Below are 14,418 nucleotides of genomic sequence, written 5' to 3' on the forward strand. Positions count from 1 at the left end.
TGACCCGGCGTCGGTTCGAGCTATCGCAAGCTAAGCAACAGTAAGTGTGGTATAAGATTAGTAAGACACATGCCTATAGCTTACTTCCACTTGCTTCAATGCTTTGGCCACTCGTAATGATGAAACGATAGAGGCTCGAGTCTCTTTGGTTCAATTCTTGAAAAATCACCACTTGCAGAATACTAATGATTAAACATTAAAGCGAAAATGCATGACGTCTCCGTCACAGACAATATATTCCTTGCCTTCAAGCCGCAATTTTCCAGCTTCTTTGGCACCTTGTTCTCCGCCAAAGCGAATAAAATCATCGTAAGAAATCACTTCCGCGCGGATGAATCCTTTCTCAAAGTCGGTATGAATGACTCCGGCAGCTTGCGGTGCTGTGGCGCCTTTGCGTATTGTCCAGGCTCTTACTTCTTTCACTCCTGCGGTGAAATAGGTTTGCAATCCCAGCAATTCATACCCTGCACGGATCACTTTATTTAATCCAGGTTCACTAAGCCCCAAATCAACCATAAACTCTTGTCTGTCTTCTTCATCCAGCTCAACCAGCTCGGCTTCTGTTGCTGCACAAAGGGCTACTATGCTGGCATTGTCCTGGGAAGCCAGAGCCTGAACTTTAGCCAGGAGCGGGTTATTCTCATAGCCGTTATCATCGACATTGGCTATGTAAAGTACTGGTTTGGCCGTTAAAAGAAAAAGGCGTTTGCTAACCTGTTCTTCCTCAGGGGTAAGTTCAAGGGTTCTTACAGGATATCCGGCATCAAGATGTGCTTTAATTTTTTCCAGAGTTTTTAATTCAAAAATGGCTTCTTTATTTCCACTTTTACTGTTTTTCCCTACTTTTAATAGCGATTTTTCCAATGTCTCCATATCCGCTAATGCCAGTTCTGTATTAATCACTTCTATGTCACTTAAGGGGTCAACTCGCCCCTCCACATGAACAACGTCCGAGTTGTCAAAGCAGCGAACGACGTGAGCAATAGCGTCTGTTTCTCTAATATTGGCCAAAAATTGATTTCCTAATCCTTCTCCACTGGAAGCGCCTTTTACCAATCCCGCAATGTCAACAAATTGCATGGTGGCATGAATCACCTGCTGAGGCTTGACTATGTCGCTTAAATTATCCAATCTTGAATCAGGAACGGTGACGATACCTACATTGGGCTCAATGGTACAAAATGGGTAATTGGCCGCTTCTATCCCAGCCTTAGTCAATGCATTAAAAAGAGTCGATTTCCCTACATTGGGCAATCCTACTATTCCACATTTAAATCCCATGAGTCATACCTCATTATGTTAAGCGTTTACTTGATTCATTGCTCGGGCCATATCCCCTGACAATACTATAGGTATTATCGCTATACCTCTGTCTATTGCATCATAAATTTGTTGCCTGTCGTGCATAGAAGGCCTGCTGAGTACGTATTGATGGACTAGATCTTTATGTCCAGGATGACCTATCCCTATACGTAATCGATGAAACTCACCTGTTCCCAATTGAGCAGTGATGTCTCTCAAACCATTATGCCCACCATGGCCACCACCTGTTTTTAATTTGATTCGTCCAACAGGTAAGTCCAACTCGTCATGAACAATTAATATTTCACCGGGTTCAATTTTATAGAATTGACTGATTATTCTTGTTGTCTGACCACTATGGTTCATAAAAGTCAAAGGAAGCGCTAGTCGACATGGGTGGTTGTTAATATCAATTTCAGTTAATTCCGCTTGCATTTTCTTATCAATCTTAAAATGCGAATTATGTCTTTGGGCCAAAGCGGTCACTAACCACGCACCTGCGTTGTGTCTGGTTTGTTCATAAGCCGATCCGGGATTGCGTAAACCGACAATTAGTTTAATGGCCATAGATTTTCTATAAAATTTGAATTAAGCGGATTTGAGTTGACTATTCTAGCACTAGATTTTATGCAAATACTCTGGATTAAGCTCTGAGTATTCGCATAAATATAACAGGGAAGTGCTTATTCAGCACTTTCCCCTTGATCTGTAGTCGGTACAGCCGATGCTGGAACTTCAGGTGTTTCTTCCAGTTCAGTTGAACTTACTTTAGCGGCATGTATACTCACCACAGGAGCATCATGACTACCATCGGCTACATCCACTGTCAGCTGAACGCCTTTTGGAAGTTTTAAATCCGATAAGTGAACTACATCATCCATACCTACCTTAGACATATCCACTTCAATAAATTCAGGCAGATCTTTTGCCTGGCAACGTATTTCAACTTGAGTCATGGTATGTTGAACAATACCGCCAGCTTTAATTCCTGGAGATTGTTCTTCATTTATGAAGTGAACAGGTACTAATTTAACCAGAATGTCTTTACTGGAAACGCGTTGTAAATCCATATGTAACACGATTGGTTTGTAGGGATGGCGTTGCAAGGCTTTCAAAATAACGTGCTCTACTTTGCCATCTACTGTGATGTCAAAAACGCTGGAATAAATGCTTTCTGTTTCCAATGCCTTAATCACTTTATTGTGGCTAAAATGGATTGCCATAGGTTTTTTGCTTCCGCCATATATGACAGCAGGAACTTTATTTTCAAGACGACGTAGGCGGCGGCTCGCACCTTTCCCCATATCCGTTCTTGATTGTGCTTCTAATTGAATAGTTGACATTATAAAAACTCCAAAAATTTAAGGGTTCCCTCTAGGCACTATCTTAAATATGACTATAGCTCCTAATTAATCCGCGACCAGATTAAAATTTACTCGAAAGCCTCAAAAACATTAAGTCAATCGGTAAAGGGTGGTGAAGTATACAATATTTTAAAATGAACTTGAAGTAATAGTCATAATTTCATAGAATATGGCACTTTGTTGGAATTGTGATAGCCAATCAGGCGAATTGGAGAATAGTTATGTATGCGGTAATTAAAACTGGCGGTAAGCAATATACCGTGAAAGAAGGTGACGTTTTAAAAATTGAAATGCTGCCTGAAAATGTTGGCAATGAAATTAAATTTTCGGAAGTATTAATGCTAGTGGATGGTGATAAGGTCACTTGTGGCACACCTTTTGTTGCTAAAGCAACTGTAAAGGCTGAAGTGCTTGATCATGGTCGTCACAAAAAAGTTAAAATTATTAAATTTCGTCGACGTAAGCACCATATGAAACAAATGGGGCACAGACAATATTATTCGCAAGTTAAAATCACTGCGATTGGTAAATAAGAGGAGATAGCAATGGCTCATAAGAAAGCAGGTGGTAGTACTCGTAATGGCCGCGACTCGAATCCAAAGTACCTCGGTGTGAAACGTTTTGGTGGTCAATTTGTAAATGCCGGTGAAATCATTGTAAGGCAGCGTGGCACACGTTTTCATCCTGGACCTGGTGTTGGTTGTGGTCGAGATCATACTTTGTATGCGTTGGTAGAGGGGTTAGTACAGTTTACTACCAAGGGTGAAAAAAATCGTAAGTATGTCACTATATTACCGGAGCAACGAGAAGAAGCTGCGAGTTAAGCTGAAACAATGCTATTACCCAATGGCATCATAATTCGTTTTGTTTAACCCCGGAAACGGGGTTTTTTTTTACAGACTTAGGCAAAATCCCAATCTCTTTACTAAAAAATATTTTCAATTCAGTCACTTAGCTTATCTAAACGCATTCATTGAAAATATTTTTTGCTTCGAGCTTGGAATTTTGCGTAAGTCCTATTTTAGTCTAAGGTTAGGCATGAAATTCGTTGATGAAGCACTTATTAAAGTTGAAGCCGGAAAAGGAGGGAATGGTTGCTTAAGCTTCAGGAGAGAAAAATTTATTCCTCGTGGTGGCCCTGACGGGGGTGATGGGGGTGATGGAGGCAGTATTTATTTTGAGGCGAGCAGCGATTTAAATACCTTGATTGATTTTCGTTATACTCGTCAATACAAAGCAGAGAATGGACAATCAGGGATGGGTGGAAATTGTACTGGGAAGAAAGGAGAGGATTTAATCATCAAAGTGCCAGTCGGTACTATGGTTTATGATGCCGATACAGGTGAATTGTTAGCTGATATCAGTCAACCAGGTGTTCCCGTGCTGATTGCTCAGGGTGGGTTTCATGGTTTGGGTAACACTCGCTATAAGAGCAGTGTGAATCGATCACCTAGACAAACAACACCCGGAAGCCCGGGTGAATCCAGAAATTTGCGTTTGGAGCTCCGAGTTTTAGCAGACGTAGGTCTGTTAGGGCTTCCCAATGCAGGAAAGTCTACTTTAATAAGAGCCGTCTCCAGTTCAAAAGCCAAAGTGGCTGACTACCCATTTACAACCTTACATCCTGGTTTAGGGGTGGTCCGCGTTTCACCCTATAAGAGTTTTGTCATGGCGGATATCCCAGGTCTTATAGAAGGCGCGGCTCAAGGAGCAGGATTGGGGCATCGGTTTTTAAAACATCTTTCACGTACCTGTGTCTTGTTGCATGTTATTGATATTGCGCCTTTGGATGGGAGTGATCCTGTCGCTGATGCGAAAGCAATTCTTAATGAGTTGACTCAATATAATCCCGATCTGCTCAACAAACCCAGATGGTTGGTTTTAAATAAAATCGATATGTTACCTGATGAAAAGGAAAGAGAAGAAAAAATTCAATCCATAATAAAAGGCTTGAAGTGGAAAGACAAAGTATTTTCTATTTCCGCTATAGAGAGTAAGGGAACACAAGAACTTTGCTACGCTTTAATGCAATTGATTGATGAGATGAAAGAGTCTGAAGCTTAGCCATTCAGCGGCATAATGCACAACCATAGCACTTCGATAAGGAATCTGATGTGTTTCACGACCCTCTTGCATTTGATTGCTGTAGTGAATGATTAATTTGGTAGTGCCTTGGGGGGCTTGTTGTGACCAATAATCTTCTAATCCACTGCAATGAAAATATAATTTGGTCCTGTTAAGATTATGAAAATTTAATAAATGGTAGTTTTCTGGTCTTACCAATAGGGATTGCAATAATCCTCCAGTAATCTCATCAATAATAGTTATTGGTTCATTATTCTTTAAGATTAGGCTTCTCAATTGATCAGATGCTTTGGTTTCAAGTGATGATATAATGTGAGGGGCTAAAATGGGGTCTATTATTGATGTTATTTTTTCAATCAATTCTCTTTTGCAGCGAACCTTAAACTCCAGATAAGGCGTTTCCAATCGGTACCCCGTCTGACAGTCTAAACCTTCCAGAGCTTCTTCAAGGATTTGAGCTATTTCACTTTCAGCCAAGCCAAAAACTCGCCAGCGCAGAATTTGTTTATTGCTATGCCTGGATGTTTGCAATAATAACGGCAGTACATCCTGATTAAACATTGGAAGGCATTCACGAGGAGGCCCAGGCAATAGAATAAAAACTTTACCTTTCCATGAATAAGAACATCCCATGGCTGTGCCATAAGGATTAGGAAAAAGTCGTGCATTGGCTGGAAAGAGGCATTGCTGCAAATTGCCTTGATTCAATGATATTTTGGCTATGTTTGCTTTTTTTTCTATATGATTCAGAGCGTCAGCATGTTGAATAAGAGGTTCTTTGGTGAATTTAGCCAAAGCAAAGCGAGTAATATCATCCTTCGTTGGACCAAGCCCACCAATTAAAATTAGAATATCATGGTGTTCCGTCAGGAAGTTTAGGCTATCTATCATCTCATTTTCCTTATCGCTACAGGCCACTTGTAATCCAAGAGGTAAGCCTTCAGAGCAAAGGGCATGAGCAATGTAATGCGCATTGGTATTTAGAGTATCGCCATGTATTATTTCATCTCCGGTAGACAAGATAGCTATTGTCATTTTGTGTATTCCAATGAGTAATTTCTGTAATAAATTCTATAGCAGAATCTGTAAAATAAGTAATAATTAATATATAAGGGTTAACAGATTAAGTTATCGTTTTATGATGCCCTAGTTACGTTACCTCACATAAACCAGTTGGTAATTTTGGCCATATCGGAAAGTTACTTATTGCTTTCCATTGTTAGAGGGCATCTCAAAAAGATAATGGTAATCATGTTGACATTTAGTTTACTGTTAGGTAATTACTAAAACAAGTTAGAGAGTTTAGTGATCATCATAATAATGCCAATCTCAAACAGGGTATTGGCTTAGATGTATACTCAAAATAAAGCAACTTTTAGGTAAAAATTCTCGTTGACTTTAATAGGCTGACCCCAAATACAAATAAATATTATTATCCCTGGTTATTGATTTTTGAATGAGATGAGTGAAGGAGAGATTATGGAGTTTAGTAGCCGGTATGTCGCACATGTCCCTGATGCTCAGGGTTTAGTCGATTATTCGGCACAAGAAAATAGAATTTGGAATATTTTATTTGAGAGACAACTCAAGTTATTGCCAGGAAGAGCTTGTGATGAATTTCTGTCTGGATTACAGACTTTAGGACTTAACTCCTCGACTATTCCACAACTTCCAGAAGTAAGTGAGCGATTAAAGGCCAAAACGGGATGGCAAGTAGCGCCAGTTGCTGCTTTAATTTCAGCCAGGGAGTTTTTTGAATTATTAGCAGAAAAATATTTTCCTGCGGCGACTTTTATTCGAAGTGAAGAAGAATTGGATTATGTTCAAGAACCTGATATTTTTCATGAGCTTTTTGGTCATTGTCCTATGTTAACCGATAGAGTCTATGCTGAATTTGTCCATGATTACGCATGTAAGGTATTAACTTTTCCTGAACAGGATTGGCCTTTATTGCAAAGAATGTTTTGGTTTACTGTAGAGTTTGGATTGATTAAAACGCCTAAAGGGCTTAGAGCATACGGCGGGGGAATTTTATCTTCTATTAGTGAAACGGTATATTGTGTGGAAAGTGATATTCCTGTGCGAATTTTATTTGATCCAGTGGTGGCTTTTCGAATGCCTTATCGGATTGACCGGCTACAACCGGTTTATTTCGTTATTGACAGCTATCAAAATTTATACGACTTCGTGCTTTCTGACATGGGTAAATTCATGGATCGTGCGCGAGAGTTAGGTGAATTTCCACCGTATTTTGATGTGGATCCGGATAATCCAAATATTCATATAAGGGCTTGTTAGTTTGTTATTTTGTAAGACAGCTGGACTTGTGGATTAGAGTGACTATGTATTGTAATGATTATCGAGTCTTGTTAACATCGACCAACACAGTTTGTTCATTGACTGGTTGGTCAAGGAGCATTATTTGATTAAAGTATTAATTGTTGATGACCATGCATTGGTTAGAATGGGCATTCGACGATTGCTTGAAGATATGTCGGATGTTGATGTGGTTGCAGATGCTGAAAGTGGGGAGCAGGCTTTAGCTTATGTGAAAACCCACTCCCCTGATGTCGTATTATTAGACATGAAAATGCCTGGGATAGATGGGTGGGAAGTGACGCGTCGTTTAAAAAAAACAAACCCAAATATTAAAGTCATAGCCGTTACAGCTATTTGCTCAGATCCTCTCCCTACTCGAGTATTGCAATTAGGTGCTATGGGATACCTTACTAAAGAATCAGGGGCTGAAGAAATGGCTGCTGCAATTCGTAAAGTGGCTAAAGGTGAGAAATATCTTAGTGCCGAGATTGCACAAAAAATGGCAATTAATAGTCTTCAGGAGCCTCAGGATTCCCCCTTTGATTTATTGTCTGAAAGAGAAATGCAAGTCATGTTGATGATTACGAGCGGCATGAATGTACAAGACATTGCTGATAGATTATTTTTAAGTAGTAAAACCATCAATGGTTATCGGTATAGGATGTTTGAAAAATTGGGGATTAAAAATGATGTGGAGCTTACTTATTTGGCTATGAAGCACCGCATTATTGAACACCCCAATGATTTGTCACAAGATGATTAGATGTTAATTTCATGAATGACTTACAGCTTTCCGCTGAACTCGCTTTATTTTTAACGAAACTCCCAAGTGAGCCGGGTATATACCGCATGTTAGACGAGGAAGGCACCGTACTATATGTGGGGAAAGCAGCCAATCTTAAAAAAAGAGTCAACAGCTATTTTAGTAAACAAAATACAGGAGTTAAGACACGAGCACTGGTAAGCCAAATCAAATCCATAGAAATTTCTGTGACAAGATCAGAGACAGAGGCCTTATTATTAGAGAGTAATTTAATTAAAGCATTAAGGCCAAAATATAATGTTTTGTTGCGTGATGACAAATCCTATCCTTATATTCATCTATCAAATCATCCAGATTTTCCAAGAATTGAGTTATACCGAAGTAAAAAGAAGCCGCCCTCCGGTAATTTTTTTGGCCCCTATCCTGGGGTAGCTGCCGTAAGAGAAACAATAGTCACGATTCAAAAAATATTTAAAATTCGCAATTGTAGAGACAGTTATTTTAAAGCCCGTTCTCGCCCTTGTTTACAATATCAAATAAAACGGTGTACCGCGCCTTGCGTTCATTATATTTCTCCTGAAAACTACAAATTGTCTGTAGAGGATGCCATAAGATTTTTACAGGGGAAGTGTCAAATAATTCTTGATGAACTTGCCGAACGAATGAAACAAGCGGTGAATCAATTAAATTTCGAAGAAGCTGCTGTTTTGCGTGATCAGATAAAAAATTTGCGCTTAATTCAAGAACAACAAGGAGTTGTCCAGTTACGTGGTGATGCTGATGTGATCGCAATAGAAGTACGCCCTGGTTTCGCATGTATTCAGTGTGTGACTATTCGTGAAGGACAAGTACTGAATAGTCAAAGCTATTTCCCTACAGTGCCTTATGCAGTATTAGATGAAGAATTGGATGCCAACTCACTTTGGCAGCAGACTTTTGAAGCCTTTATTGGTTTTTATTATTTGGATACATCAGAAAGAATTCCGGATTTGATAATTACTAATCAATCGATAACAGAGAGTCGTTCATTAGAATATATTTTGTCCCAGCGACGAGGCAAATCCTGTAAAATTCAAGTCAATCCAAGAGGAGTCAAATCGAGATGGATGGATTTTGCAGTGAACAATTTACGAATTTCAGTAGCAGAATATGTCAGCAAACATTCTACGATAAGATCAAGATATCAGGCATTAAAGCAATTGCTTGCGCTTGATAAAAATATAGAGCGAATGGAGTGTTTTGATATTAGCCATACTCAAGGTGAAGCAACTGTTGCATCTTGTGTTGTATTTGATACAGAAGGCCCTCGCCCCAGTGAATACAGGCGATTTAACATAGAGGGTATTACTCCAGGGGATGATTACGCAGCAATGGAACAGGCAGTTACTCGCCGATTTAAAAGACTGATTGATGCTCAATTATTGCCAGATGTTTTGATTATTGATGGAGGTAAGGGTCAGGTTTCTATTGTAAAACGAGTTTTAACTTCTCTGGGTGTGGAAGATATTACTCTATTGGGTGTATCCAAGGGGCCTTCACGAAAGGCGGGATGGGAGAAATTGATACTGGTTAATGAAAACAGAGAATTTGTTTTGCCAGAGGACTCGAAAGCGCTTCATCTTTTACAACATATTCGTGATGAAGCGCATCGTTTTGCTATTACTGCCCATAGGAAGAAAAGACAGAAGACACGTGTTGAATCCACTCTTGAAAGTATAGAGGGTGTTGGTGCGAAACGACGTCAAGCGTTGCTGCAGCGTTTTGGCGGGTTGCGAGAATTGGCTAAAGCGCCACTGGAAGAAATTTGTAAAGTCCAGGGAATCAGCGAGCAGTTGGCAAAGCGAATTCATGAACATTTTCATCCTTGAGCAAAATTGAAGTTTTGCCATACTTAAAAGGCTCTTACAGCACGGACAGCAGCTGTTTTATTTTTGGCAATGTCTTTAATTTCCCCTGTTTTAGAATTAAATACCCAGCTGTTTGCCGATGATTTTTCAATCGAGCTCCAGTAATTGCCTGCCAAAAAATTTCCCAGCTCATCACGCATCATATAAATTAAATTCAATTCAAAGCGGCTAGGAAGCCTCCAGTCAGAATATAATTTACCTTCATTGTCAAAGTGGGCAGGATTGGTTATGGAATCTTGAGCATCCCACCATGTGCTTGAATTAACTTGATCTGAATTTGCTACTACAAGCCCATGGGTCCCTAGCGCATTAACATAAATTACTGTACCGCCAAGAGCTTTATCGCCTAATTGCCGCCTAATACCGGAATTTGCCGGGTCAACCCACATGGTATTGAAATCGAGGTCATTTGATTTAGCAAGGACTTGACCGGTTTCACCGCCTGCAGGCACACCTTGGCCGTCATCTCCTGCTTCGCCTTTAGGTCCTGGTATACCTTGTGGACCTACTGCTCCTGTTTCTCCTTTGTCTCCTTTCGGTCCGGGTAATCCCTGCGCTCCTGCCTCCCCTCGATCTCCTTTTGGACCAGGTAATCCCTGAGGTCCTGCTTCCCCTTGGTCTCCTTTTGGTCCGGGTAATCCCTGAGGTCCTGCCTCCCCTCGGTCTCCTTTCGGTCCGGGTAATCCCTGTGGTCCTGTCTCCCCTCGGTCTCCTTTCGGTCCGGGTAATCCCTGAGGTCCTGCCTCCCCTTGGTCTCCTTTCGGTCCGGGTAATCCCTGTGGTCCTGTCTCCCCTCTGTCTCCTTTAGGGCCAGCCTCGCCTTTATCTCCTTTAGGTCCTTGAGGTCCAGAGGGGATACTGTTGATTTTGTTGGTTAATTCATTTTTTAATTCAGATACCTTACCGTCCACATAGGCTTGCGAGGCCGGATTGCTTTTGGCAAATGCTATCTGTGATGTGAATAAGATTAATAAAATGCTATTAAGAACTTTATTTCGATGTATCATTCTTTATATCCCACTGTATGCTCACTTGTCTCTTTTATTTTACCGCTGCGTTGTAAGCGTTTCTGCGGTGCTCATTTACTGCTTGTAAATCCTAGTCCTCAAAACGTTTGTACCTTGCCCTAAAACAAAATAAGCAGGTTATGCAAGAGATCTATTAGAAAAATGAGTTAAATCATTAAAACAATACCTAACAAAATGGCGTGTTGAACAGGAATCTTTTGTACATGGCCAATGCCACTTTCCAGATCAATAGTGAAATTTGGTTTGTCTCCAAATAAACCTTGATACGATAGGGTAATACTGGCATTTGGTGTAATTGTATAACCACATCCAGCCATTATTTCGCCTGCAAGTTGAGAGATGTCATTGATCGTGTCTCTATCCATTTGCCATTGCCTGTAGGCAGTTCCTGCTTTCAGTTGTAGAAACAAAGGGGCGGTAAATTCAGGGGTAATACGGATTGTAGCTAATGCATCAACCATAGGTTTCAAGGTGGTTTGTACCAAAAGTCCTCCGAGGGCATCGACCTCTTCTTCCGTCATTTGCAGTCGCATTTGATTCCCACTTTGTAAACCTAATTCAAGTCCAAATAAAAAGGGGCCTTTCATCAACAAATCTTTTCCTATTGCAAACCGACCTGTTGCGGTAATATGGTCGCCTTCGTGTACGTATTGATAATTGACATACCCCAAGCTTGCGGAGACTGTCCATGGATAATTGATTGTTTTCGCAAGGCTCGAATTACTAAAGAAGAGAATAAGCACAAGTATTTTTAGAATAAGTTTGTTATTTAAAATATTTGGTTGGTTGGAAAAACAAAAAGGCATAAGTTAACTTCCATTGCAATGTATGATTCTTTTATCAAGTATTTAAGTCAATTAATTATCAGGACTTACGAAAAACCCCAATCTCTATGTTAAAAAATGTTTTTAATTCGGTGATTTAGTTTATCTAAACTCCCTCATTAAAAATAGTTTTTGCCTTGACCTTGGAGTTTTTCGTAAGTCCTGATTATGACGAAAAACTATCTAAGTAATGGTTCAAAACAGTTAGAATCTTATAAGATTATTGCGTTTGATGCCATAAAATTAGGTTGAATTATTAATTACTTAGTGGATGGTTTTTTTTATAAGTGGCAGTAAATCATTTAAGGCAACAGGTTTGCAGTAAAAATATCCTTGTGCGTATTGGCATCCTAAAGATTTAATCACTTCATGCTGTTCTGCAGTTTCAATACCCTTTTGAATAATTTTAATATCAAGATCTTTAGTTAAATTGATTATTCCTGATAATAATTTACGTAATTTGATTTTTCCCTCTATGCCTATTAATAATCGTTGATCTACTTTGAGATAATCAAGTGGTAATGACAGCAATTCAGGAAGGGAAATTTGTGGGCAGCAAAAATTATCCAAGCTTATATTAATTCCAATATGATGTATTTGTTTTAATTTTTTTGATATTTGAATAAAGTGTGGGGCAATCATTCGTTCTGATATATCTAAAATGATCTTGCTCTTGCTTAAATTATTTTGCAGTAAACTATCACACAATATTTTAGTAAATCGCGTGTCATTTAATTGACTTAAGGAAACATTTATCGACAATTTGATGTTTGAACTTAATTGCTGAAACTGGGAGTAATCAAGTAATGTCTGTTCTATAAACCATTGACTGATGGTATGTATACACCCTGTTTGCTCTGCTATGGGAATAAACTCAGCAGGTAATATTAAACCCAGAGTAGGGTGTGACCATCGTAATAAAGCTTCAATTCCAACTATTGTGTTATCGGATAAGTCAATTTGGGGTTGGTAATCTATATAGAGTTCTCTTTTTAATGCTGCTAATTCTATGTCTTTTTTGAGAATTTCATTTCTTTGATTTTCCTTGTAGTGTAAGTTTTTTGAAAACACAGTGCACTTGTTTTTACCTGTTTTTTTGGATTGGTACATTGCAATATCGGCATACTTTAGTAAGTCACTGGCTATTTCACTTGTTTCAGGATAGATGGCAATGCCAATACTGGCTGTGATTGTCATATGATATTCATCAAATTGAAAAGGTTTGTCGAGTACGTTAATAATCTTTTCCGCAACCTTAAATGCGGTCTCCGTATTGCATTGGTCAAGAAGGACGATGAACTCATCTCCTCCAAGGCGGGCAATAAAATCATTTGCTCTTAGGCATCGGGCCATTCTATTGGTAACAGCCATCAGTAGTTTGTCTCCTGTTGGATGTCCTAATGTATCATTAACAATTTTAAAGTTATCTAAATCAATTAATAATAATGCCAGGCTTTTTTCTTTCAGATGATGCTCATATATTTTTTCAATTAGTTTTTCTTCAAAATATTGTCGATTTGCGATTTGAGTTAAAGTATCTCTGCGGGTTAGATTTAACATAGCGTTTTGCGTATTCTTGAGCTGGGTTATATCAGTCCCGTAAATATTGATTTGATTAAATTCGTCAATCCAGACAAGTGTGAATAAGTAGATTTTATCCTCAATTTCCATTTCAATTCTTGTGCTTTGATTGGATTTCTGAATTCTTTGTGCTTCTTTTAATAACTCTACTGGAAGTCCCTTAAATAATTTTATCCAGTAGTTTAAAATGATTTTCCCTTCATCGTTAGTGAATACGACATCCCCATTGAGAAGAATCCTTATGATTGGATTAGGGTTTTGCTGGGGTATACTCGCCAGAAACTCTAATTTTCTAAGGTTTATCAGTCTCTCAATCTCCGAATTGATTCGGTTTAAAAACAAACCAAACAAGGTATTATTCAGTGTGTCAAATTCGACTTTGCGTTTACACAGGATAGTCATTATACCAATCACCTCATCCTGGGGATTTGTAATTGGGCCTGCGAGATAGGTATTGATTTTCATCCTTTTCAATAATTTATCGTTTGGAAATTGCTTTTGAACGTCATTAAAATAACAGATAGTTTTTTTCTGGACTACTTTAGCGCAGGGTGTATTGATTAAAGAAAAACTAATGTTCTCTTCTTTCTTTCCAAATTTATAGTAGCTTATTGTTCTTGCAATTTGCTGGTTGTTTATTAAAGATACAGAAGTATAATCCGCTGCAAAAACATCACTGGTTAATTGTAGAATTTGATCAATAATTTCATTGATTTCTTGGTGGTTACTTATTTTAGTTAAAGACCATAAAATCCATTCTATGGTTTTCGATTTTAGAATATCGGTAAGTTTGGTAAAAATGATTGATGTGTTTTCTATTTCTGTTTTATTGAACAGGATATGGTATGCAAGCACTGGTTTTTGTGCTTTGCTTTCAAGCCAAGTGAATTGCTGGGCTATCCCCTCATTGGCTAAAAGAAAACACCTCTTTGCTTGAATAAATTGCCTCTTAATGGCGAAGCTATTTAACTTAAATAGTTTCCAAATCGGTTTGTCAATTAGTTTGTCAGGGCTTTTTTTAAATAAAGCAGCAGCTTTTTCATTAATAGCAATAATTTTGCCTTGTTGATTAAAAACAATGATGCTGTCTTGAGAGTTTGTAAATAATCTTTCAATCGTGTTGGTAATGTCTTGAGTTTTTGTTAATTTGTTGAAAGACTTTGTTTTAATTTTACTTTTTAAAGGACTCATGAGTGTTCAACCCAGTCAATGCTAATTTAAATATAGCAATAATTTCAATTTTTT

13 protein-coding genes are annotated in these 14,418 nt (G+C 38.7%); 6 read left to right on the forward strand and 7 right to left on the reverse strand.

Annotated features, from left to right (window positions below; translation table 11 throughout):
- Window positions 1-189: 189 nt before the first annotated feature.
- The 3 genes from ychF to OQI99_RS13895 form a co-directional block, all read right to left on the reverse strand.
- Entirely contained in the window at window positions 190-1,281 is a 1,092-nt protein-coding gene (gene ychF / locus OQI99_RS13885; RefSeq protein ID WP_265732186.1) for a redox-regulated ATPase YchF, read from the reverse strand.
- Window positions 1,282-1,299: 18 nt separating this feature from the next.
- Window positions 1,300-1,869 (reverse strand): aminoacyl-tRNA hydrolase, encoded by a 570-nt coding sequence (gene pth, locus OQI99_RS13890; protein ID WP_015961730.1) that lies wholly within the window; start codon window positions 1,867-1,869, stop codon window positions 1,300-1,302.
- Between the two features lie 116 nt (window positions 1,870-1,985).
- Entirely contained in the window at window positions 1,986-2,645 is a 660-nt protein-coding gene (locus tag OQI99_RS13895; protein WP_010948352.1) for a 50S ribosomal protein L25/general stress protein Ctc, read from the reverse strand.
- A gap of 242 nt (window positions 2,646-2,887) precedes the next feature.
- Here OQI99_RS13895 and rplU point away from each other — a divergent pair, with 242 nt between their 5' ends.
- From rplU to cgtA, 3 genes are all read left to right on the forward strand, one after another.
- The gene (gene rplU / locus OQI99_RS13900; RefSeq protein ID WP_010948351.1) at window positions 2,888-3,199 is read left to right on the forward strand and encodes a 50S ribosomal protein L21; all 312 of its coding nucleotides are present in this window, start codon (window positions 2,888-2,890) and stop codon (window positions 3,197-3,199) included.
- Window positions 3,200-3,211: 12 nt separating this feature from the next.
- Complete coding sequence (rpmA, locus tag OQI99_RS13905; protein WP_010948350.1) at window positions 3,212-3,490, forward strand: 50S ribosomal protein L27; 279 nt, start codon at window positions 3,212-3,214, stop codon at window positions 3,488-3,490.
- A gap of 214 nt (window positions 3,491-3,704) precedes the next feature.
- A complete protein-coding gene (gene cgtA / locus OQI99_RS13910; RefSeq protein ID WP_014844758.1) occupies window positions 3,705-4,730 on the forward strand; it encodes an Obg family GTPase CgtA in 1,026 nt (341 codons plus the stop codon).
- On the opposite strand, the gene OQI99_RS13915 is transcribed toward cgtA, so the two are convergent.
- Entirely contained in the window at window positions 4,689-5,786 is a 1,098-nt protein-coding gene (locus tag OQI99_RS13915) for a competence/damage-inducible protein A (RefSeq protein WP_265732187.1), read from the reverse strand. The genes cgtA and OQI99_RS13915 overlap by 42 nt on opposite strands.
- A 444-nt stretch (window positions 5,787-6,230) precedes the next feature.
- On the opposite strand from OQI99_RS13915, the gene phhA reads away from it, so the two are divergent.
- The 3 genes from phhA to uvrC all read left to right on the forward strand — a co-directional run bounded on the left by phhA (window position 6,231) and on the right by uvrC (window position 9,701).
- Entirely contained in the window at window positions 6,231-7,049 is an 819-nt protein-coding gene (gene phhA, locus OQI99_RS13920) for a phenylalanine 4-monooxygenase (protein WP_014844756.1), read from the forward strand.
- 124 nt (window positions 7,050-7,173) lie between these two features.
- A complete protein-coding gene (letA, locus tag OQI99_RS13925) occupies window positions 7,174-7,833 on the forward strand; it encodes a two-component system response regulator LetA (RefSeq protein WP_011947563.1) in 660 nt (219 codons plus the stop codon).
- An 11-nt stretch (window positions 7,834-7,844) separates the two neighbouring features.
- A complete protein-coding gene (uvrC, locus tag OQI99_RS13930; RefSeq protein WP_027268581.1) occupies window positions 7,845-9,701 on the forward strand; it encodes an excinuclease ABC subunit UvrC in 1,857 nt (618 codons plus the stop codon).
- Between the two features lie 23 nt (window positions 9,702-9,724).
- On the opposite strand, the gene lcl is transcribed toward uvrC, so the two are convergent.
- The 3 genes from lcl to OQI99_RS13945 all read right to left on the reverse strand — a co-directional run bounded on the left by lcl (window position 9,725) and on the right by OQI99_RS13945 (window position 14,364).
- Window positions 9,725-10,747, reverse strand: a complete 1,023-nt coding sequence (gene lcl / locus OQI99_RS13935) for a collagen-like adhesin Lcl (RefSeq protein WP_265732188.1) — start codon at window positions 10,745-10,747, stop codon at window positions 9,725-9,727.
- A gap of 167 nt (window positions 10,748-10,914) precedes the next feature.
- Window positions 10,915-11,574: a hypothetical protein gene (locus tag OQI99_RS13940; RefSeq protein ID WP_265732189.1), complete on the reverse strand. Its 660-nt coding sequence runs from the start codon at window positions 11,572-11,574 to the stop codon at window positions 10,915-10,917.
- 282 nt (window positions 11,575-11,856) lie between these two features.
- Entirely contained in the window at window positions 11,857-14,364 is a 2,508-nt protein-coding gene (locus OQI99_RS13945; RefSeq protein WP_265732190.1) for an EAL domain-containing protein, read from the reverse strand.
- Between the last annotated feature and the right edge of the window lie 54 nt (window positions 14,365-14,418).

It is taken from the genome of Legionella sp. PATHC039 (genome assembly GCF_026191275.1).
Lineage (GTDB): Bacteria > Pseudomonadota > Gammaproteobacteria > Legionellales > Legionellaceae > Legionella > Legionella pneumophila.

Excerpts from the sequence above, each read along its gene's own strand:
- ychF (WP_265732186.1), bottom strand. The coding sequence starts at position 1,281 with ATGGGATTTAAATGTGGAATAGTAGGATTGCCCAATGTAGGGAAATCG.
- pth (WP_015961730.1), bottom strand. The coding sequence starts at position 1,869 with ATGGCCATTAAACTAATTGTCGGTTTACGCAATCCCGGATCGGCTTAT.
- OQI99_RS13895 (WP_010948352.1), bottom strand. The coding sequence starts at position 2,645 with ATGTCAACTATTCAATTAGAAGCACAATCAAGAACGGATATGGGGAAA.
- rplU (WP_010948351.1), top strand. The coding sequence starts at position 2,888 with ATGTATGCGGTAATTAAAACTGGCGGTAAGCAATATACCGTGAAAGAA.
- rpmA (WP_010948350.1), top strand. The coding sequence starts at position 3,212 with ATGGCTCATAAGAAAGCAGGTGGTAGTACTCGTAATGGCCGCGACTCG.
- cgtA (WP_014844758.1), top strand. The coding sequence starts at position 3,705 with ATGAAATTCGTTGATGAAGCACTTATTAAAGTTGAAGCCGGAAAAGGA.
- OQI99_RS13915 (WP_265732187.1), bottom strand. The coding sequence starts at position 5,786 with ATGACAATAGCTATCTTGTCTACCGGAGATGAAATAATACATGGCGAT.
- phhA (WP_014844756.1), top strand. The coding sequence starts at position 6,231 with ATGGAGTTTAGTAGCCGGTATGTCGCACATGTCCCTGATGCTCAGGGT.
- uvrC (WP_027268581.1), top strand. The coding sequence starts at position 7,845 with ATGAATGACTTACAGCTTTCCGCTGAACTCGCTTTATTTTTAACGAAA.
- lcl (WP_265732188.1), bottom strand. The coding sequence starts at position 10,747 with ATGATACATCGAAATAAAGTTCTTAATAGCATTTTATTAATCTTATTC.
- OQI99_RS13940 (WP_265732189.1), bottom strand. The coding sequence starts at position 11,574 with ATGCCTTTTTGTTTTTCCAACCAACCAAATATTTTAAATAACAAACTT.
- OQI99_RS13945 (WP_265732190.1), bottom strand. The coding sequence starts at position 14,364 with ATGAGTCCTTTAAAAAGTAAAATTAAAACAAAGTCTTTCAACAAATTA.